The sequence below is a fragment of the Embleya sp. NBC_00888 genome, from assembly GCF_045207655.1.
Lineage (GTDB): Bacteria > Actinomycetota > Actinomycetes > Streptomycetales > Streptomycetaceae > Embleya.
Genome location: NZ_CP108784.1, coordinates 5,956,745 through 5,977,808 on the forward strand (window position 1 = coordinate 5,956,745; position 21,064 = coordinate 5,977,808).

Below are 21,064 nucleotides of genomic sequence, written 5' to 3' on the forward strand. Positions count from 1 at the left end.
CGTCATGAATGCATGCTCGACCGGTATTGGACGTGGGTGAGATCGGCCTCATCTCCTGGAAACATGAATCGACCACGTCCCCAGGCAAGGTCGCACAGCCGTCCACCGAGCGGCGAACGCGGACGGCTCGACCGCCTCCGTGCCACCCGTGCGACCCGCACCGTCCGTACCGCTTGCGTAGCGGCCCTGGTCACCGCCCTGGCCACGCTCACCGGCGCCACCCCCGCGCACGCCGTCGATCCACCCCGGGTGCAGTGCAACCCGGCCGACGCGCGGATCGGTGAATCCAGTGGCCTGGCGCCCAGTTCCCGGCACCCGGGCATCGCCTACACGCTCAACGACAGCGGGAACACGCCCGACGTGTTCGCGATCGACACGAGCACCTGCCGCACCGTCGCGGTGTTGCGCGTGTCGGGAGTGACCAATACCGACTGGGAGGCCATCGCGGTCGGCAAGGACGACGCGGGTGCCCCGGCGATCTTCGCGGCCGACATCGGCAACAACTTCGGTACGCGCGCCCAGGTCACGCTGTACCGCATCGCCGAGCCCGCGACGCTCGCCGATGCCACCCTGCCGGCGACGAGCTTCCCGCTGCGGTTCGCCGACGGTCCACACGACGCCGAGACCGCGATGATCGACCCGCGCGACAACCGGCTGTACGTGGCGAGCAAACTCTTCGGCGCGCCGGGTTCGCTCTACTCGGCGCCGCTGCGATTGCGTACCGACCAGGTCAACGACCTGACCGCGGTGGGGCCCGCGCCGGACACCGCGACCGACGGCGCGTTCGCGCCGGACGGGCGCTCGTTCGCGATCCGCAACTACTCCGACATCACCGTCTATGCGGCGCCCGGGCAACAACTCGCCAAGTTCGCGTCGCCGAGCACGACGCAGGGCGAGTCGCTGATGTACGCGCCCGACGGCAGGTCGTTGTACGTCGGTTCCGAGGGCGCCAACAGCCCGCTGTGGGTGGTTCCGTTGCCGCCCGAGGCGATCCCGGGTGGTCCGTCGGCGGTGTCGGTGGTGAGTCCTGGTGGGCAGTCGGGTGTGGTGGGTCGGGTGGTGTCGTTGGCGGTTGTGGTGTCGGGGGGTTCGGGTCCGTACACGTGTGTGTTCCAGGGTTTGCCGGTGGGGTTGTCGGCGGCGGGTGGGGGTTGTGTGGTGTCGGGTTCGCCGTCGGTGTCGGGGACTTCGCAGGTGTCGGTGACGGCGGCGGACAGTGTGGGTGCGGTGTCGGCGCCGGTGTCGTTCGGGTGGACGGTGGCCGCGACGCCCTCGGGTGGGGTGGAGATCGCGAGTCCGGGGGCGCGGGTGTCGAGGTTCGATCAGCGGGTGACCGTGGCGGTTCGGGTCTCGGGTGGGACGGCGCCGTATTCGTGTGTGGCGCGTGATCTCCCGGCCGGGTTGTTCCTGAGTCCGTTCACGTGTGTGGTGAGTGGTCGGGCGTGGGGTGTGGGGTCGTTCGCGGTCGAGGTGACCGCGACGGATGCGGTCGGCGCGAAAGCCACCGCCGCGTTCCCTTGGAATGTCACCTGGTTCTGAACCACAGTCGAAGCGCACAGTGCGAGCACAACTCCGGCCGGATGGGTCGGCGTGTCGCTCGGGGCAGCCGCCCCGGGCGCCGCGCCGGCCCGTCCGGCCGCCCCGGGAACCGAGGTTCAGCCAGCGTTTTCACCCACCCCGGCACCACGGCACACCCTGGAGGAACACCATGGTCGACAGCCACCGTGCGACACACCGAGCACGAGCCCGGACCCGATCGCGCGATCGGGTCGAGCTCCCGATCGGGGGCGTGGATACCCCGTGACCCTTCAACAGCTGCGCTACCTGATCGCCGTCGCCGAACACGGCAGCATGACCGGCGCCGCACAGGAACTCTTCGTGGTCCAGCCCGCGTTGTCCCGATCGTTGCAGAGCCTGGAACGCGAGCTGAACGTGGTCCTGTTCACCCGGGTCGGTCGCGGCCTGGTGCCGACGGCCGCCGGTGTCCAGGTGGTCGCCCTCGCGCGCAAGGTGCTCCGCGGCGTGCAGGCGATCAAGGACCTCGTGCGGACGGAGGAGCCCGCGCAGGCGGACACGGTACACCTGGCCGCCACCGCGACGCTCGCCATCGAGTGCACCAGCGGCCTGCTGCCCGGCTTGGCCAAGACGCACCCGGATCTGGACATCGTGGTGGATCGACAGGACAGCCGAGAGGCCCTGTTCGCCTCGCTGCGGGCCGGCGACAGCGACATCGCGCTGGTGGATCTGCCCGCGCCCGGCGGCTTCGAGGTGTTGCCGCTGCGCTCGTACGAGGTGGTCCTGGTCTCGCCGAAGGGCACCCGCCTGCCGGATCCGGTCTCCTGGACGGATCTGGAAGGGCTGCCGATGATCCTGCCGTCCCGCCGCAGCGGGCGGCGGGCCGACTTCGAGATGTTGTTCGCCACGGCCGGGGTGCGGCCGACGGTCGCGATGGAGACCGACGATCGCGGCGCGTGGATCCCGTGCGTGCTGGCCGGGCACGGCTCGGTGTTGTGGTACGCCGACCTGGCCCAGCCGTTCGCGTCCAGTGTCACGGTGCGGTCGATGAGTCCGAGGCTGGTCAGGACGGTCGGCCTGGTGCGCGGGCGCGGCCCGATCAGCCGTGAGGTGCGCGCGCTGCTCGACTACAGCCGCCGTCAGGGCGTCCAGGAGATCGAGTACGTGTGAGGATCGGCGCCATGCCCGTCGGGTGTGCCGTGCGTTCCGGGGCGTGTCCTCCATCGCCCGACGGGGGATCGAGGACACGCCCTACGCGACCCGAGTGCACGGGGATCCGACCGAGGCGCTGAGTACGCGCGGGGCCGGTTCGCCGGCGCGCGTGTAGGTGTCCACGAGGGCCCGGCGCACGGCCGCGAGCGCGGCGCCCGGTACCACCGCGATCGAGGGCCCGCCCGCACCCAGCGGGTGGGCCTCGATCGCTCCCGAGGCCAGTGCCGCGCGGCAGGCCGGGGACGCGGCGGCGGTTCGGTCCGGGTCCGCCCCGGCCGGCGGCGCGTCCTCGTCGGCCCGGCCGTCCGCCCACCGGGGCACCGTCAGCACGAACCGCAGGCCGAGCCGCTCGGGGTCGAACGGCACGTGCTCCACCGCGCCCGCGTCGTCCTCGATCAGCGTGATGTGGCCCGGGCGGCCGAACAGCGCGACCGCGCCCAGCGGGGGGTCGGCGAGCCGGATCCGGGCCCGTGGACCGGTGCCGGCGGCCGGGTCGTGGAAGGCCGTCTCGGCCAGCGCCGCCACGCAGGTGAGCGGGATCGAGGCGGACAGGCCGGTGTTGTCCGGCAGGTCGGTGTGTACGAGCAGGTCCAGCCCACCCGCGCCGGTGGTGCCCGCGAACACCGGGCGGGCCCACTCGGGGAGCGGGCCGACGCCGACGGCCGGGTCGATCTCGGTCGACTCGTGTGGCCGGTTGATCGAACCGACCCGGACCACCCCGTCGGCGCGCGGCGCGGCGGCGATCACGACCCGCCAGGACAGCGGCACGGCCGCGCCCGGCCCGGACCGCGAGCCGGACAGGCGCAGCACGTACGGCGCGGACCAGACACCGGCCGGGGGTCGGCCGAACGCCTCCGCGAACACGAACGGCACCAGGCGAAGCACGGGCGCGGCGCCGCGCTCGGCGGGCAGGGCCGCGGCGTCGGGCCGGATCGGCGCCGGGTCGGTCCGCGTGGCGGCCGGTGTGCCGGTTCGCGGGTCGGTTCCGAGACCGACCCGCGGGCTCGTGCGGGGGAGCGGGCGCGGTCGTGGGCGGGTCATCCCGGGTCCTTTCGGGCGAGGAGACGGTAGGCGTTGCTGGCGCCGTGGTCGCCGGCGGCCCGCGCGAGCAGGAAACCGACCGCGTCCAGCAGTACGGCCGCCACGAAGCACGGCACCGAGAGCACGACCAGCGCGGCCCGACGGGCCCGGCGCCACGGGGTCGGCCCGGCCGCGATCCAGGGCATCGTCGGATTCGGCCCGAGCGCGGTGAGCGCCTGGGACACCGCGCCGGTGAAGTCGTTGCCCTGGTGCGCCCGGCCGCTCTCGTGGGCGAGCACGGTGAACCCGCGTGCGTTGAGCGCGACTTCCAGGTTGCGCCGGGGCATCAGGTGCTGGTGTTGGGGCTGGAACAGCGGCAGCCACAGGCCGCGCAGCAGCCGGCCGTACCAACACCGCGGGTCCGGCAGTTCGATCAGCAGCCGACCGCCCGGCACCAGGACCTTCGCGGCGGCGTCCAGTTCGGCGAACGGATCGCGGGTGTGCTCCAGGTAGTGGTGCATGCTGACCACGTCGTAGCCGCCGGCCAGATCGTCGGCCAGGTCGGGGAACTGGCCGCGATGACCGGCCCGGATCCAGCCGCGCCGCTCGGCTGCCGCGACCCCGTCGCCGAGGTCGAGTCCGTCGAAGGCGGTGTCCGGCAACATGCTTCGGCCGACCACGCACATGTGCGCGTGTCCGGTGCCCACGTCCAGCCACGCGCGCGGGGCGGTGTCTGCCGGCAGGTGTCGGCGCAACAACTCGGCGCGGGCCCGGTAGGTGCGCGACATGGTGCCGAACAGCGCCTCGGCGCCCGGGCCGCCGAGACCGTCGTAGAAGTCGCGGTAGTAGTACTCCAGACCGGCGAGGGACAACCGGGGGTTCTGGAACACGTGCGCGCAGTCCCGGCAGCGCTCCAGCGTGAACCGGCCGGGCTTGCCCTGGAGATGGTCGCCGATCCGGCGGTGCACCCCGAGCCGGTCCGAGCCGCACCACGGGCACGTCTCGCGGCGCTCCTCGAAGAACGCGCCCAGGCCGTGCGCGACGCTGCGCGCGTACTCCGGACGCAGCGCCGCGGGATCCATCGCGGGCGTCCGGGCCCGATCCGGGCGAGGCCCGAGGACCGCGCGCACCCAGCGCCATGCGGCCAGGAACGGTCGCAGCGCGGTGGCCCGACCCAGGTCGCGCGGGCGCACCGGCGAGCGACCGGCGACCACCGCGTACGGCTGCGCCCACATGACCAGGAAGACCAGCGCGCCCCAGAACGGGGTGGTCACGCACGCGCCGGTGTAGGCGGCGGCCTCGCCCAGTCGGCCGATCAGGTTGGGCCACACCGGCACCCCCTCGGCCCGCAGTCGGCGCTTGCGCAGGGCCGGATCCGGCGGCGTCGCCGGCAGCCCGGGAGCGACCGCGTGGCCGGTCTCCAGCGCGGCGAACGGGCGCAGCCTGGCGGTGAGTTCGATCAGGCCGGGCGGGTCCAGGCCGGCCAGGTCGGCGGCCGGGACGGCGGCCCGGCGCAGCACGTCGTCGTGCACCACGAGCGCGTGGCCCGCGCCGCGGCCGCGGGTGAGCGGGTCGCGGCGGGCCCGGTCCGGGTCCAATCGGCCGAGCAGGGTGAGCAGTTCGTCGGCGGGCAGGTCGCCGGGGACCAGGTCGAGCAGCAACAGTCCGGCGTGCTCGGCGTGCCCGACGGCGGCGCGCACGGTGGATTCGTCCGGGTGTACCCCGAGCGTGCTGACGCACGTCCACGCGCCGACGGGTCGATCGACGGGCGGCGCGGCCGGTTCGGGTCCGACGGGCAGTACGGGCAGCGCGCGCAGTCGGCGGCGCAGTGTGCGGGTACCGCCGGCCAGGCCGAGGCCGATCAACAGGGCGAGCCACGGGAACGGTCCGGCGACAGGGCTCAGCACAGCTTCTCCAGACGGTCGGCGGCGGCGTGGGCACCGCCCGCGGCGGCGAACGAGGCGCGGACCCGGTGGGCCCCCGCGCGCAGGTCGGGGCGGTCCAGCACGTCGGTGACGGCGGCGTGGATCTCCGGGACGTGCGCGCGGCCGAAGCGCACCCGGACCCCGGCGCCGGCGGCCACCACCTGGCGGGCCACGATCGGCTGGTCGTCCCGGATCGGCGCGAGCACCAGCGGCAGGCCGAACGCGAGCGCCTCGCACACGGTGTTGTGACCGCCGTGCGTGACCACCGCGTCCAGGTGCGGAAGCAGGTCGAGTTGGGGTACGAACTCGCGGATCAGGACGTGCTCGGCCGGTTCGCCGGCCAGGCGTTCGGGGGCGGCCAGGATCACCTGGAGTCGATCGGCGAGCGGTCGGGTGGCGGAGACCACGGCCGGGTAGAACCGGGCGCCCGCCTCGCGGTTGAGCGTGCCGAGCGAGACCAGCACCCGGTGCCGGCCCGGGTCGAGCCGGTCCCACGGGAAGTCCACCGCCGCCGGTCTGGGCCCGAACGCGGGTCCCACATAACAGTGATGCGCCGGGGCCGGCTCGGTCAGGCCGACCAGTTCAGGCGTGGAGAAGACCAGCACGAGGCGGGCGGAGAAGCGCGGATCGCAGTCCGCCGGCACGCCGGCCGCGATCGCGGCGCCGGCGATGCGGGTGCGAACCCAGTCGGCGACCTTGGGGAAGCCCAGCAGCGGCCGGGTGAACTCGGCCGACGTGGTCGCGGACGTGGCCCACGGCACGCCGGCCCGGACCGCGGCGAACGCGCCCGCGAAGGTCTGCTGGTCGGCCACCACGACATCCGGGCGGTACGCCGCCACCGCCGCCGTGACCCCGGGCAACATCGCGTGCGCGAGCGGCACCAGCGTCTCCTCGACCAGGAAGCGCAGCGCGGCCACCCCGCGCAACCGCTGCCAGTTCGAGTGCAGCCGGGCGTAGCCGCCGACCTGGTCCGGGGCCTCGCCGGTGGCGAACAGCCGGGCCCCCACCGGGAGCAGGTCCAGGATCTCCGGCGGTCCGCACCACACCGCGTCGTGGCCGCGCTCGGCGAGCGCGGCGGCGACCGCGACGGTGGGGTTCACGTGCCCGGTGAACGGCGGGACCACGAACATGAATCTCATCGGCCGACCTCGGGCCGCGTCGCGGCCGGCTCGTGCCGGGGCAGCCAGTCGAGCAGCGCGCTCAGCACGGGCGCGGTCGCCTCGCGCAGCACGGTGTGCCCGACGCCGGGCAGCACGGTGAGTGTGCAGTCGGGCAGCAGCTCGGCCAACTGTTCGGCGGGTGACAGGAGTTCGGAGAGTTCGCCGTACAGCGCCAGGACCGGGCAAGCCAGGTCGACCAGTTCGCTCGGCGTCGGTGCGCGGAGCAGGGTGACGTCCTCGATCAGCGTGGTGCCGTTCAACAGCGCGTCGGCGCCGGCCCGAAGGCGGGCCACCTTGCGGGCGGGCCCGGTCGGCGGCCGCTCCGGGCCGCGATGCGACTCCAGGCCCAGGGCGGCCAGGTTGAGCGTGTTGGCCAACTCCTCGACCCAGCCGCCCGCGTACGGCTCGGCGCCGGCCGGGGTGTCCAGGCACTGCCCCTCCAGCAGCACCAGACTCGCGACCAGGTCCGGCCGGGTACGCGCGGCGTGCAGCGCGAGCAGACCGCCGAAGCTGTTGCCGACCAGGTGCACCGGGGTCGCCAGGTCGCACGCCTTGAGCAGCGCGGCCAGGTCGGCGACCGCGGTGTCCGGGTCGTAGCCGGTCCTGGGCCGCTCGGTGCGCCCGTGACCGCGCTGGTCGTAGAGCAGCACCTCGAACCCCGCGCGGGCGATCGGCGCGGCGAGCGTGTAGTAGAAGCTGGAGAGGTTGTCCAGGACCAGGCCGTGCAGGAAGACCACCGGAGTGCGCGGCGTCGGTCGGTCGGCGGTGGCTCGGAGCCGTTGCACGTGAAACCGCAGGCCGTTCGCGTACACCTCGCTCACCGGGCACCGCCGACGGCCTCGGCGCGGGTGTGCGCGGCGATGTATTCGACGAGCCGGCCCACGGTCATCGCCATGATCTCCTCGATCTCCAGGTCGGCGAGGAAGGCGATGAAGTCGACCCGGTCCCCGTAGCGCTCCTGGAGCCGCCCGGCGAGCGCGACGAACTCGATGCTCTCCAAGGCGAGATCGTCGTCGAATCCGCTCTCGGGGGTGATCTCGGCGGCGATCAGCAGCTCCTCGCCGACGATCTCGGCGAGCATCTCGGCGACCTCGGCCAGGATCCGGTCGGCGTGCGGGTCCGCGCTCATCGGCTGCTCTCATGTGAGGTGGTGGGGAATGCGTCGGGGTCCTTCGGCCGCGTGCTCGTCCACGCGACCACGTAGCGGTCGATCCGGGTGCCGTCGGGCGCCGGATCCTCGACGTCCCGGGTGTGCACGAGGTGTTCGTCGCCGCCGGGTGCGCGCGAGGCCACCGACACCTCGGCGTCGTGGGCGCCCACGGGCCGGGCCGAGGTCACCACCCGATCCGTAGGGCGGTCGGCCGGTCCGGTGCCGTCCGCCCGATCGACCGCGTCCTTCGCACACCGAAAGCGCAGCGTCCACAACCGGCGCTGCTCGGGCCGGGCGCCCACGAGCGCGTCCAGCAGCCGGCGTTCGTCGTCGGTCGACGGCGTGCGCCCCGGCGCCGTGGAGTCGGACGCCGCCGAGTCGGGCGCCGGGGCGAGGAGCTCGATGGCGACGCCGGTCGCTCCGGCGCTCGCGACGGCCACACCCAGCCGATGGCTGTGTGCGAACGAGAGGTACGGCGAGGCCGGTTCGCGGGTGCCGGGCGCCACGACCACGCGCGCGAGCGGCCGCTCGGTGCCGGCGGGGGTGATCCGGACCTGCGCCGGATACAGCGGCCCGTACCCGGCGGCCCACAACCACTGGCGCACCGCGTCCTTGGCCGCGACCCGGCCGAGCAGCCAACTCCGGCGCTCTCTGGGCGGCTTGGCGGCGAACTCGGCCCGCTCGGCGGTGTCCAGGTAGCGGCGGGTGACCAGTTCCTGCGCCGCGGGGTCGGGCCAGCGGGTGCGCAGCAGGCACCAGCCCTCGGGTTGTGGCTCGGCGATCCCGGTGGTGTGCGGGGTGAACTTCATCGGCCACACCCGCTCGTCGGCGGCGAATCGGCGGTAGATCCAGTCGCGTACCCGGATCCGGACCACGCCGGTGGCCGGGTCGACCAGTTCGACGTCGCCGCGCACCGTGGTCGGGCCGATCTCCCGGATCCGCGCGGTGGCCAGCAACCGCGCGCCCGGCTCGGCGGGCGGCCCGTACCCGTCGATCGCGGCCACCGACATCGGGAACACCAGGCGATCGGTGCTCAGCCGCAACTGCATCCAGTGCCCCAGGAGTTGCCCGGCGGCGTCGAGCAGCGCGCCGGGTGCGGGCAGCGCGCGCAGGATGCCCCGGATGCCGTCGTCGGCGACGGTCAACACCTGCTCGACCCCGGCGAAGCCGGGGCCGTGGAACATCCAGCGATCCCGGTACAGATCCTCGGCGCGCACCGGCGCGGGGCCCTCGCCGGTGAGTGGGGTGCGGTCGGGAGCCGGCGCCGGCCGAGCGGCGTGCTCGTCGGCGAGCAGCACCTCGGTGGACATGTACCGGCCGAACTCGATCCGGACTCGGTCCTCGGCCAGGGGTGTGCGGATCAGTTCGGTGTCGGTGGCCGGGGCGACCGGCAACCAGCGCAGGGACCGTACGTCCCGATAGCCGGCGACCACCCGCCCCGGCCCGGCCGCCGCGTGGGCCTGTTCGCCCGCGAGCCGGATCAGCGTGGTCATCGGCAGCACCGGGAACCGGTCCGCCGCGTCCGGCCACCACTCGGGCTGCTCGTAGACGCAGTGGTCGCGGACGTAGGGGTGCTCGGCCAGGGAGAACCGGTACGCGCGGCGCTCGGAAGCCCCGGTCGGCGCGGGCGGGGAGGCCGCCGAGGCGGGTCGGGCCAGGTCGGCGACCTCGGTCAGCGAGCGGTCGGCCTCGGCCAGCGCCGCGTGGAAGGCCGCCAGGACGGGATGCCCGCCGGCCGCCGGGGCGGGGCGAGGCCCGCCCGCGAACCGCAGCGGCCCGGCGGCCGAGCCCAGCGCGACCAGCGGCGACCCGAGGTCGAGCCGGACGATCGGGCCGACGGGCGCCGGGGCGGATACCGGAGGCGGTGCCGGCGCCGGGCCGGTCGGGGCGGCCGGGTCGATCGCCGCGCCCTCCACCCACAGCGCCGCCGCCGCCCGCCGGAATCCCGCCAGGCCGGGCCGCAGCGTCGAGTGCGCCGCGACGGCCAGCGCGTCGCGCCCGCGCAGCGTGTCGTGCACGAACCCGACCAGGCTGCCCGCGCCCGGCTGGACGAACACCCGTACCCCGTCCGCGTACAGGGCCTCGATCGACTCCCGGAACCGGACCGGTTCGAGGAGGTGACGCACGGTCAACTCGCGGACCGCGGCGGCGTCCCGAGGGTAGGGACCGACGGCGGTCGCCGACCACACCGGCACCCGCGGTGCCCGGAGCGGGAGTCGCTCGAACGCGGCGGTCACCTGCCCGAGATACGGCGCCCACATCGGCGTGTGGAAGCCGGAGCGGAACGGCAGTTCACCGCCCACGACACCGGCGCCGCGCAACTCGGCCAGCACCTCGGCGACCGCGTCGGGCGGGCCGCACAGCACGCTCTGGTTCGGGCAGTTGTCGTGCGAGACGACCACCGGACCGGCGCCGACCCGCCGCCGCGCGACGTCCGCCCCGCAGCCCACCGCCGCGTAGACCAGGTCCGGCACGGCCAGCGAGTCCGGGCGCAGCGAGCCGAGGAAGCCGTCCACCGCCGCGCGCGGATACATCCCGGCCACGACCATCGCGGTCCACTCGCCCATGCTGTGCCCGGCCAGCAGATCCGGGACCAGGCCTGCCCGTTCCAACTCGGCGGCCAGGAACCGACCGGCGGTCAGCGCGTCCACGGCCCGCCCGACCAGATCCTCGGCGCCGGTCAGCTCGGGCCGGGGCAGGCCGCACGCGTCGGCCAGGTCGTCCAGGCGCGGCGAGGTCTCGGGTTCCAGACCGGGGAACAGGAACGCGACCCGACCCGGCGTGCGCGCGTACGGGCCCAGCAGCGGGCGCGGGGTGAACCAGATCTCGGCCCGGCCGCGCCACGGCACGCCGCGATCGAGGACGCGGGCGGCCAGCGCGAGGCGCTTGGGGGTCGGGTCGGCGACCGCGATTCGGCACGGTCCGGGCCGTCCGGTGGGTGCCGGTCGTCCGGCGGTGACCTCGGCCAGCAGGCGGGCCAGCTCGGACACCGAATCGGCGGCCAGGGTCAGCACATCGGGCACGGCCGGCCGACCCGGTCCGGTGGGCAGCGCGACCGCCCGGCCCGCGGGCGGCTGTTCCAGCACGGCGTGCGCGTTGACGCCGCCGAAGCCGAACGCGTCGACCGCCGCCAGCCGGCTTCCGTGCAAATTGACCGGCCACTCCCGGGCTTGCCGTTGAGGCCGCATCCGGGTGCCGGCGAAGGCCGGATGCGGATCCTCGACGTGCAACGTCGGCGGCAGGGTCCGGTGATGCAGCGCGAGCGCGGCCTTGATCAGACCGGCCATTCCGGAGGCCTGCATCGCGTGACCGATGTTGGACTTGACCGTGCCCAGCGCGACATCGGCCGGGCCGTCGCCCGCGCGCGGCCCGAAGACCTTCCCCAGCGTGGTCAGTTCGGCCTCGTCGCCGACCGGGGTGCCGGTGCCGTGCGCCTCGACCAGGCCGAGCAGGCCCGGTGTGGTGGGATCGAGCCCGGCCACCCGCCAGGCCTGCTCCAGGGCCCGTACCTGCCCCTCGACCAGCGGACTCATCAGGCTCGCCGCGCGGCCGTCGCTGGAGACGCCCACGCCGCGCACCACCGCGTACACCCGGTCGCCGTCGCGTTCGGCGTCGGCGAAGCGCTTGAGCAGCACCGCACCGGTGCCCTCGGAGATCAGCGTGCCGTCCGCCGCCCGGTCGAACGGCCGGATCCGCTCGCTCGCGCTGAGCGCGCGCAACTGGGTGAACACACTCCACAACGTGGCGATGTGGCAGTGGTGCACGGCGCCCGCGAGCACCGCGTCGCAGCGCCCGGAGCGCAACTCCGCGGCGGCCTGGTCCAGCGCGAGCAGCGAGGTCGCGCAGGCCGCGTCCAACGTGTACGCGGGCCCGCCCAGATCGAGTCGGTTGGCGATCCGGGACGCGGTGAAGCTGGGCACCAGGCCGATCGACGCGTCCGGCCGCTCCGGGCCGATCGCGTCCCGGAACGCCTCGCGAATCAGGGTCAGTCGGGCTCGATCCAGCTCCGGGGCCAACTCGCCCAAGAGCGAGACCAGTTGGTGCGCGGTGCGGACCCGTTGGTCGAGCCGGGCGGTGGCCACGCCCATGTAGCCGCCGCGGCCGAAGACCACGCCGATCCGGGAGCGGTCCGGCAGCCGCGCCTCGCCGCCCGCGTCCGCGATCGCCTCGGCGCCGGCGCGCAGCGCGAGCAGTTGGTCCGGTTCGGCACCGGCGACCACCGCGGGCATGATGCCGAAGCGCACCGGATCGAACGTGGCCAGATCGTCCACGAAGCCGCCACGCCGGCAGTAGAAGCGATCGCTGCGGGCGGGCTCGCCGGCCGTGCCCGGCGCGTAGTAGAGCGCCGGGTCCCAGCGGTTCGGCGGCACGTCGGTGATCGCGTCGACGCCGGCCTCGATCAGCCGCCAGAAGCCGGCCGGGTCGGCCGCCCCGGGGAAGATCGCGCCGATCCCGACGATCGCCGCGTCGTCCGGTCGCGGACCGGGTCCGCCGGTGTGGGCGCTCACCCGGACACCGGCCCGGTCGCCGGGACGCACGCGTACACGGCCTGCCGGTCCGCGCCCAGCGCCAACTCGGCGAGCAGCGCCTGCACACCGTGCCCGGGATCGATCAACGGGACGCCGCGCCGGGCGTATTCGCGGGCCAACTCCGGCGTCACCATGCCGCCGCCCTCGGCTGCCCACGGACCCCAGTCGATGCTCACCACCCGCTCCGCCACCGGCGCGAGCGTGTCGCCGGAGCCCGCCGACCAGTGCCGTGCCAGGGTTGCCAGCGCGTCGTTGGCGGCGGCGTAGTCGCTCTGACCCCGATTGCCGTACACGCCCGCGACGCTGCCGAACATGGCCAGGAACGCCGGTGGCGCCAGGGTCGGCCGCAGCGCGCGCAGGCCCGCGACCAGGGCCCGCGCGCCGGTCACCTTCGTGCCGAACACGGCTCGGAAGGACTCCGGCGTCTTGTCCACCAGGAGCCGGTCGGCCAGCACGCCCGCGCCGTGTACGATCCCGTCCAGCCGACCGTGCCGCTCGGCGATCTCGGCCAGGACCCGGCGGACCGCGTCGGCGTCGGTGACATCCGCGACGTGCAGCCGTACCGAGGCCGCGTGTTCGGCCAACTCGGCCAGCGTCGCGCGGACCCGACGGCGGTTGAGCACCCGGGTCAGCTCGGCCTCGATCCGGGCCGGCTCACGCACCCCGGACGCGATCAACGCGGCCCGCAGCGCCGGCGCGTCGGTCGCGGCGGCGAGCGCGGCGGGCTCGGGTTCGCCGCCGTCGCCGGTCCGACCGAGCAACGCGATGTGGCAGCCGGTGGCCCGGGCCAGGCCCAGCGCCGCCCGGGCGGTGATCCCCCGGGCGCCGCCGGTCAGCAGCAGCACCGCGTCCGGACCCAGCCGCTCGCGCAGCAGCGTGTCCCGATCGGCGGCGGAGATCTCCGGCAGCGGCGCCGGCCGGGTGCGCAGAGTCGTCCGGCGGCCGTCGGCCAGACCGAGCAGCACCGGCGCCCCGGGCTCGGGCCGGTTCGTCGTGCGGGCCAGTTCGATCAGGAGACGGTGGGCGGGCCGGGCGGGTTCCTCCTTGGGATCCACGTCCAGGACGCGCACCACGCGGTCCGGGTATTCGAGCGCGGCGGAGCGGGCGAACCCGGCCAGGCCCGCGCCCGGTACCGGGTCGGGGCCGGCGGCGGGCTCCGACGAGCGGCCGAAGTCGCCGCCGCCGGCGGTGCCGAGGAACACCTGCCGTACGCCGCCCACCAGCGCGGCCCGCAGCAGCGGGAAGGCGTCCGGCAGGACCGGGTCCGGGCCGTCGCCGAGCGCGGCCAGGTGGACCAGCGTGTCGACGTCCGACCACGGGACGTGCGACCGCGCCGGGTCCGGGTGCTCGTCGGCCGGTTCGGCCCGATCCCGGGCGCGGACCTCGACCACGGCGCCGTGTGCCTCCAGCAGGTCGGCCAGCGCCCACGCGATCCCGCCGCCGTCCTCGACCAGGACCACCCGGCGACCGCGCAGCGCCTCGCCGGTCGGCGGGTCCGCCGATTCGCCGGGCGGCGGATCCTCGATCGGCACGCACTCGACCAGGTGCCGGGTGGGGCGGTCACCGATCGGCGGCGACTCCTCCCGGGAGTGCGCGGCGGGCTCGGCGACCTCGGCGGGCTGTGCCGCCGCGCCCGGCTCGGTGTCCGCCTCCAGTACGCCGGACACGATCGCGTCGATCGTCTTGACCTTGGCCAGCCGCTCGACCACGGCCTCGTCGACCGCGCCGACCGCGCCCGGCAAGCGCAGCCGCAGGGCCAGTTCGCCGATGATCTCGGTGCGCTTGATCGAGTCGACGGACAGGTCCGCCTCCAGGTCCAGCGTCGGGTCGAGCATGTCCTTCGGGTAGCCCGTGCGGGTGCCCACGATGTCCAGCACCACGGCCAACACCTGCTCGCGCGTGATCGGTCCGGCCGGCGCCTCGATCGGGGGAGCCGATCCCCCGGGAGCCGATCCCCCGAGAGTCGCGTTCTCGAGAGCGGCCTCCCCGGGAGTCGCCTCCGGGAGGTCCGACGGCACTCGCGCGGGAGTCGGCCACGCCACGGGAGCCGGCGACGGTGCCTCCGGCACGCCGCCCGGCACGCCCAGGTAGCCGAGCAGCACCTCGCGCTGCGCGGCGACCGAGGCCCGGGCACCGGCCAGGTATTCGAGCAGCACCGCATCCCGCGCGGAGCCGGTCGGCTCGGCCGGGCCGTCGGCCGCGGGCCCCAGGGGCAGCGCGGCCACCGGGGTCGCCGGGCGCAGCCCACCGGGCACCGGGCGGCCGTCGGCGGTGCGCACCAGGTGGCCGTCCACGGTCCAGGCCGGACGGGCACCCGGTTCGACGTCGATCGGCCGGATCCGGCCCGCCAGGCCGCCCGCGACCCGGACCGGCACGCCGGCCACCGCGAGTTCGGCGAGCGTGGTGAGCAGTCGGCGCAGGCCGTCCTCGCCGGGCACGTCGCAGGGCACGGCGGTGTGCGGCCGGTCGCCGAGGATCGCCCGCACCATGCCGGTCAGCGCGCGACCCGGCCCGACCTCGACGAAGATCCGCACACCCGCCGCGTACATCGCCTCGATCTGCTCGGCGAACCGCACCGGCTCGGCCACCTGACGGGCGATCAGCGCGCGTACCCCGGCGGGCGTGTCCGGGTAGCGCGCGGCGGTGCTGTTGGACCACACCGGGATCCCGGGCGGGCGTACGTCCAGGTCCGCGACGGCGGCCGTGAGGGTGTCGGCCGCCGCCGCGACCACGGGACTGTGGAACGCGCACGCCACGGGCAGGCGACGCGCGGACAGTCCGGCGCCGTCGAGTGCGGCGAGCGCCGCGGTCAGGGCCCGCTCGGAGCCGGACACGACGGTCTGGGTCGGGGTATTGCGATTGGCGAGCACGACGCCGTCGATGCCGGCCAGCACCTCGGCGACGTGGTCCGCACCCGCCGTCACCGCCGCCATCGCGCCGGGCTCGGGACCCGCGGCGGCCAGCACGGCCGCCGCCCGGATCTCACCGAGCCGGCCCAGATCGCGCGTGGACAACACGCCCGCCGACCACAGCGCGGCCACTTCGCCGTAGCTGTGCCCGGCCACCTGGTCCGGCCACACCCCGAACCGGTCGAGCAGCCGGGTCAGCGCGACCGCCGCCACGCCGAGCGCGGGCTGCGCGTGCCGGGTGTCGGTGATCCGGGCGACCTGCTCGGCGCGCGCCGCGGCGTCGAACGCGGCGGGCGGGAACATCGCCCCTACACACTCCGGCGAGATGTCCCGCAGGCCGTCGCACAGTTCGGGGAATCGGGCGAACAGGTCGGCGAGCATTCCGGGCCGCTGGCTGCCCTGCCCGGGATACAGGAACGCCACCCGCCCGGCCGGATCGGTGCCGGCCCCGGCCCCGGCCTCGGCCCCGGCCTCGGCCTCGGCCTCGGCCTCGGTCCCGGTTCCGACTCCGGCTCCGGTCTCGGCCCCGGTGCCGCCCGCGTTCTCGCTCACCGTCCGGTGGAAGATCTCGCCGCCGGGATCGACCGCGCCCGCCCGGGCCAGGGTGAGCTTGACCCGCAGATCGGCGTGATCGGTCGCGACGAAGGCGATCCACACCGGGTCCGGGTCACCGGATCCGACGTCCGTCCCGGTCCCGGTGTCGAGGTCGGTTCCGGACTCGCCGCCGACACCCACCCCGACACCCACCCCGACACCGACCTCCGCGTCGGCTTCCGCGAGCGCCGCCAGCCCGCGCAGCGGCACCTCCTCCGCCGCGTCCAGCCGAGCCGCCAACCGGTCGAGCGCCGCGTGCGTCGCCGCGAGATCCGCACCCCGGAAGCAGAACAGCTCGGCCGGCCACGCGGCGTCCGCACCGCCCGCCCCGGGCTCGCCGGACTGCGGCGCACCGGTGAGCACCGCGTGGAAGTTGGTGCCGCCGAAGCCGAACGCGCTGACCCCGGCGACGCGTTCGCCGACCGGCGTGTTCCACGGGCGGGCCCGGTCGTCGAACACGAACGGGCTCGGGTGCGGCGGTCGGCGCAGGTGCAGGGTCGGCGGGCGGACCCCGAAGTGCACCGCCAGCGCGGCCTTGGCCAGGCCGGCCAGGCCGGCCGCGCACTTGGTGTGCCCGATCTGAGACTTCACCGAGCCCACCGCGCAGGCCCCGGGGGTCGCGCCGTGTTCCGCGAACACCTGGGTGAGCGTGTCCAGTTCGGCGCGGTCGCCGACCACGGTGCCGGTGCCGTGCGCCTCGACCAGGCCGACCTCGGCCGGTGAGACGCCGGCCGCCCGATACGCGCGTTCCAGCGCCCGCCGCTGGCCCTCGGGGCGCGGCGCGGTCAGCCCGAGCGAGCGGCCGTCGCTGGACCCGCCGACGCCCTTGACCACCGCGTACACCCGGTCCCCGTCGCGTTCGGCGTCGGCGAGCCGCTTGAGCAACACGCACACCGCGCCCTCGCCCAGCGCGATCCCGTCCGCGTCGGCGTCGAAGGTCGCACACCGCCCGGACGGCGACAGGGCGCGCACCGAGGCGAACATCAGGAAGTCGTTGATCCCGTTGTGGGTGTCCACGCCACCGCACAACACCAGGTCGCTCGACCCGGTGTTCAGCTCCTTGCAGGCCAGGTCCAGCGCCGCCAACGAGGCCGCGCACGCGGCGTCCACGGTGTAGTTGACGCCGCCCAGGTCGAGCCGATTGGCGATCCGACCGGCGATCACGTTGGCCAGGACACCCGGGAAGGAGTCCTCGGTGGGGGAGGGCAGTTGCCGATCCAGGTCGTCGGGCAGATCGCCGAACCAGCCCGGGAACAGCGCGCGGAAGCCGTACGCGCCGGCCAGATCGGTACCCGCCTCGGCGCCGAAGATCACCGATGTGCGCTCGCGCGCGAAGGTCCGCCCCGGCCCGTAGCCGGCGTCCGCCAGCGCCCCCGACGCGACGTGCAGCGCGAGCAGTTGGGCCGGTTCGATCGAGGCCAGCGAGGCGGGCGGGATGCCGTACCCGGTCGCGTCGAACCCGATCGCGGGCACGAAACCACCCCACTTGGACGGGGTCCGCCCGGCCGGGACCGCTCCGGGGCCGGCGCCCTTGACCGAACCGCGCGCGGTCGCGCCCGGCTCGGAGCTCGGCGCGAAGTAGCGCTCCACGTCCCAGCGTTCGCGCGGCACCTCGGTCACCGCGTCGACGCCGGCCAGGATGTTGCGCCAGTAGCTCGCCAGGTCCGGGGCACCCGGGAGCACACAGGCCATGCCCACGATCGCGACATCCTGCGGCCGGGGTGCGGCCGATCGCGGCGATCCGCCCAGCTCGCGCACCCGGCGGGCCAGCCACTCGGTCGACCCGATGGTGATCTCGTGGTGCAGCGTGGCGACGTCGGTCGGCGCCGATCGCAGCACCGCGGCCTGGCCCAGCATGAACATCCCGTCCCGACGCTGCGCGTCCGCGTCCACCGCGACCAACTCGCCCGCCTCGCGCCGCAGACCCTTGCTGGCGATCCGCAGGCGGCCCAGGTTGAGCTGCTCCAACTCGGCCCAGACCTGCCGAGGCGGCACGCCACGCGCCTCCAACTCACGCCGACTGTCCTCGAACGTGGTCACGAACGGCGTGCCGGCGCAGCGAGTCGCGTGTCCGGGCGCGGTCCGCACCAGCGTGGTCGACGCGCACTCGAGCGCCGCGGCCTGGAAACCGGGCAGGATCGCGCCACCTTCCACCGCCTCGCGGGTGAACAGGTACGCGGTGCCCATCAGCACGCCGACCGAGGCGCCCAGCTCGACCAGCGGGGCCGCCGCCGCGGCGACCATCGCGGCCGAACGCGCGTCGTGGATCCCGCCCGCGAACAGCACGTCGAACCCGGCCGCGCCGCCGTGCCGTTCGGCGTACGACAACAACTCGTCCAGTTGCGCCTCCCACAGCGGGAAGCTCGCGCGCGGCCCGACGTGCCCGCCGCACTCGGTGCCCTCGAAGACGAACCGCCGGGCACCCTCGCGCAGGAACTGCGCCGCCAGTCCGGGGGAGGGCACATGCAGATAGGTGCGGATCCCGGCGGCCTCCAAAGGCGCGGCCTGCCCCGGGCGCCCACCCGCGATCAGCGCGTACGGCGGCCGGGCGGCGAGCACCGCGGCGAGCTGTTCGTCGCGCAGTGCCGGCGGCGCGAAGCCGAGCAGGCCCGCGCCCCACGGCAGGTCGCCGAGGGCCTCGGCGGTCTCGGCGAGCAGCGCGCCCACCTCCGGGCCGCGCAGCAGGGACAGCGCAAGGAAGGGCAACCCGCCCGCCCGGGCGACCGAGTGCGCGAACGCGGCCCGATCGCTGACCCGGGTCATCGGCCCCTGCACCGGCCTGGGACCCACGCCGCGCCGGGCGGCCGAGGCCACGTGGTCCACGATCGCCTCGCGCACCGCGTGCAGCACCCGGCCGGCCGTGCCGTAGCGGTCGGCGAGGCGGCCCGCCAACGCGCCGTCCTGGCCGACCGGGAGCAACTCCCGGCGCAGTCCGCCCGCGCCCGACACGGCGGCCGGATCGCCCGCCTGCCCGGCCAGCCGCGCGATCGGCAGGTCCGGACGCCGATAGACCCGGTGGCCCCGGATCACCACGGTCTCGCTGCCGTCCATCGCGCGCACCGCCGCCGCGACGTCGGCGGGCACCGTACTCTCGGCCACCAGGGCCAGTTGGGTGTCGAGCAGCACCCCGGCGGCCCCGCCCGCGACCGCCGCCGCGGCGGTGTGCGGACCGATGCCCCCGGCCGCCCACACCGGGACCGACACCCGCTCGTCCGCGAGTAACTGCTGGAGCAGCACGAACGTGGTCAGCTCGCCGCACCGTCCACCGCTCTCGGCGCCGCGCGCGATCACCCCCTCGGCCCCGGCCGCGACCGCCGCGTGGGCCTGTTCGGCAGAGGTGACCTCGACCAGGACCCGCCGCCCCGGCCCGATGGTCCCCGGTGCCCACGGCGCATCGGGGGCCAGCAGCACGACGTGCACGTGCGCGGGTAGTTCACCCGGTTCCAGCGGACAGCCCACCGGTACCCGGACCCCGAAGGAGGGGACCGCCGACGCCTCGGCCAACTCGCCGAGCGCCGCGTCGCGATCGCGGCCGAGGTCGAGCACCCCGAGCGAGCCGGCCCGGTGCGCGGCGATCACGAGTCGGGCGTTGGGACGACCAAAGGGGCTCACTGCGAGGACCTGATCGCGACGCGGGGACTGCGACGTCATGGGGGCGTGCCTCCGTTCGGTAACCGTGCGGCAGGATGAACGGTGCGGTGGAAGGAACACGCGAACCCGGCTTCGGGCACGGCGAATCGCGGCGTGCACGCCGATGCCGAAAAAACGCGCCCCGCATCCGAAAGCGGTATGAGGTCGAAAAATCGGCCGTAGCCGAATCACTGCGCCGTATCGTCGGTTTCCGGCAACGAGGAGTCAACGACGGGTCGGCCGCGGCGATTTGCCCGGACAGGCTCCGGCAGGTCCGGCTCGGGACCCCGTTCACCCAAGCGGGACACGGGCCGAGCGCCCCGCCGGACCGACCCGGGCACGGTCTCGGCAAAATCGATCCTTGCCCGCTCGGCATACACCGATGCCCTGGAGATTCACCCGACCCACCCACACCACCGTTCCGTGAACGGGAATTGGCCGGTTTCGCACCCTGCCGGTATGGGTGGTGTGACCGTTATGGTACGGCGCGTGACCCTCCAGCAGCTCCGCTACCTCGTCGCCGTCGCGAACTTCGGCACCATGACCGCCGCCGCCGAAGCCCTCTACGTCGCCCAGTCCGCGCTGTCCCGGGCGCTCAAGGCACTCGAACACGAGTTGGGCGCCGAACTGTTCGTGCGCGAAGGCCGGACGGTGGGACTGACCGCCGAGGGCTCCCGGGTGGTCCGGCTCGCCCGGACCGTGCTCGACACCGTCACCGCGATCGAGGACATCGGCCGGGTGGCCGGCCCGGTCTCCGAGCCGACGCTGACCGTCGCCACCACATCCACGCTCGCGATCGGCCGCGTGGCCCGACTGGTCGCGGCGTTCGCGGGGGAGCACCCCGAGGCGCCGATCGAGGTGACCCGGCACGACGCGCGCGGCGCGGTGCTGGCCGCGGTACGGGCGGGCACCGCCGAGATCGGGGTGGCGGACGCGCCCGGGCCCGGCGACCTGCGCACCTATCGGCTGGCCGACGCCGAGGTGGTGCTCGTCTCGCCGCCGGACACGCGGCTGCCGGACCCGGTGCCGTGGAGCGCGTTGGACGGCCTCCCGATGGTGCTCCCGGAGCGCGGCAGCGAGCGGCGCTCGCAATTCGAGGCGATGTTCGCCGAGATGGGCGTGCGGCCGATCGGCGCCTGCGAGCACAACGACCGGGTCAACTGGGTCGCCGGCGTCCTCAACGGCGAGGGCTCGCTGATCTGGTACCGGGACGTGGCCGAGGACGTGTTCGGCGACTCGGCCGTGATCCGCTCGCTCGACCCGCCGCTGCGCCGCGGCATCATGCTGGTCTGCAAGGAGAACGCCCGCACCCGCTCGGCGCGACTGTTCGTCGACCTGGCCCGCCGAGCCGGCCACAGCGAACCGGACGCGGACTGAGGCCCGCCGCACGATCGGCGGCTCCGGGCCGGCGCGAGCCGCC

At 75.0% G+C, this 21,064-nt stretch carries 10 protein-coding genes; 3 read left to right on the top strand and 7 right to left on the bottom strand.

Annotated elements, in window-relative coordinates; translation table 11 throughout:
* The first annotated feature begins 63 nt into the window (after positions 1-63).
* Both OG948_RS25540 and OG948_RS25545 read left to right on the top strand, forming a co-directional pair.
* Positions 64-1,539 (top strand): putative Ig domain-containing protein, encoded by a 1,476-nt coding sequence (locus OG948_RS25540; protein WP_406298686.1) that lies wholly within the window; start codon positions 64-66, stop codon positions 1,537-1,539.
* Positions 1,540-1,800: 261 nt separating this feature from the next.
* Positions 1,801-2,685 (top strand): LysR family transcriptional regulator, encoded by an 885-nt coding sequence (locus OG948_RS25545; RefSeq protein ID WP_406298687.1) that lies wholly within the window; start codon positions 1,801-1,803, stop codon positions 2,683-2,685.
* A gap of 81 nt (positions 2,686-2,766) precedes the next feature.
* Here the strand turns inward: OG948_RS25545 and OG948_RS25550 are convergent, their stop codons facing one another.
* The 7 genes from OG948_RS25550 to OG948_RS25580 are packed head-to-tail and all read right to left on the bottom strand — an operon-like array spanning position 2,767 to position 19,665.
* Positions 2,767-3,768, bottom strand: a complete 1,002-nt coding sequence (locus OG948_RS25550; RefSeq protein WP_406298688.1) for a hypothetical protein — start codon at positions 3,766-3,768, stop codon at positions 2,767-2,769.
* Positions 3,765-5,654 carry a methyltransferase domain-containing protein gene (locus OG948_RS25555; RefSeq protein ID WP_406298689.1) on the bottom strand — a complete coding sequence of 630 codons (1,890 nt, stop codon included), beginning with the start codon at positions 5,652-5,654 and terminating at the stop codon, positions 3,765-3,767. The genes OG948_RS25550 and OG948_RS25555 overlap by 4 nt, the downstream gene beginning before the upstream one ends.
* Entirely contained in the window at positions 5,648-6,811 is a 1,164-nt protein-coding gene (locus OG948_RS25560; RefSeq protein ID WP_406298690.1) for a glycosyltransferase, read from the bottom strand. Before OG948_RS25560 ends, OG948_RS25555 begins: the two co-directional genes overlap by 7 nt.
* Entirely contained in the window at positions 6,808-7,653 is an 846-nt protein-coding gene (locus OG948_RS25565) for an alpha/beta fold hydrolase (protein WP_406298691.1), read from the bottom strand. Before OG948_RS25565 ends, OG948_RS25560 begins: the two co-directional genes overlap by 4 nt.
* A complete protein-coding gene (locus OG948_RS25570) occupies positions 7,650-7,961 on the bottom strand; it encodes an acyl carrier protein (RefSeq protein ID WP_406298692.1) in 312 nt (103 codons plus the stop codon). The genes OG948_RS25565 and OG948_RS25570 overlap by 4 nt, the downstream gene beginning before the upstream one ends.
* Positions 7,958-12,490, bottom strand: coding sequence for a beta-ketoacyl synthase N-terminal-like domain-containing protein (locus OG948_RS25575; RefSeq protein WP_406298693.1), 4,533 nt, complete (start codon positions 12,488-12,490; stop codon positions 7,958-7,960). Before OG948_RS25575 ends, OG948_RS25570 begins: the two co-directional genes overlap by 4 nt.
* Positions 12,487-19,665 carry an SDR family NAD(P)-dependent oxidoreductase gene (locus OG948_RS25580; RefSeq protein WP_406298694.1) on the bottom strand — a complete coding sequence of 2,393 codons (7,179 nt, stop codon included), beginning with the start codon at positions 19,663-19,665 and terminating at the stop codon, positions 12,487-12,489. Before OG948_RS25580 ends, OG948_RS25575 begins: the two co-directional genes overlap by 4 nt.
* 468 nt (positions 19,666-20,133) lie before the next feature.
* Between OG948_RS25580 and OG948_RS25585 the strand changes: the two genes are divergently transcribed.
* Positions 20,134-21,021, top strand: coding sequence for a LysR family transcriptional regulator (locus tag OG948_RS25585; RefSeq protein WP_406298695.1), 888 nt, complete (start codon positions 20,134-20,136; stop codon positions 21,019-21,021).
* The last annotated feature ends 43 nt before the right edge of the window (positions 21,022-21,064 follow it).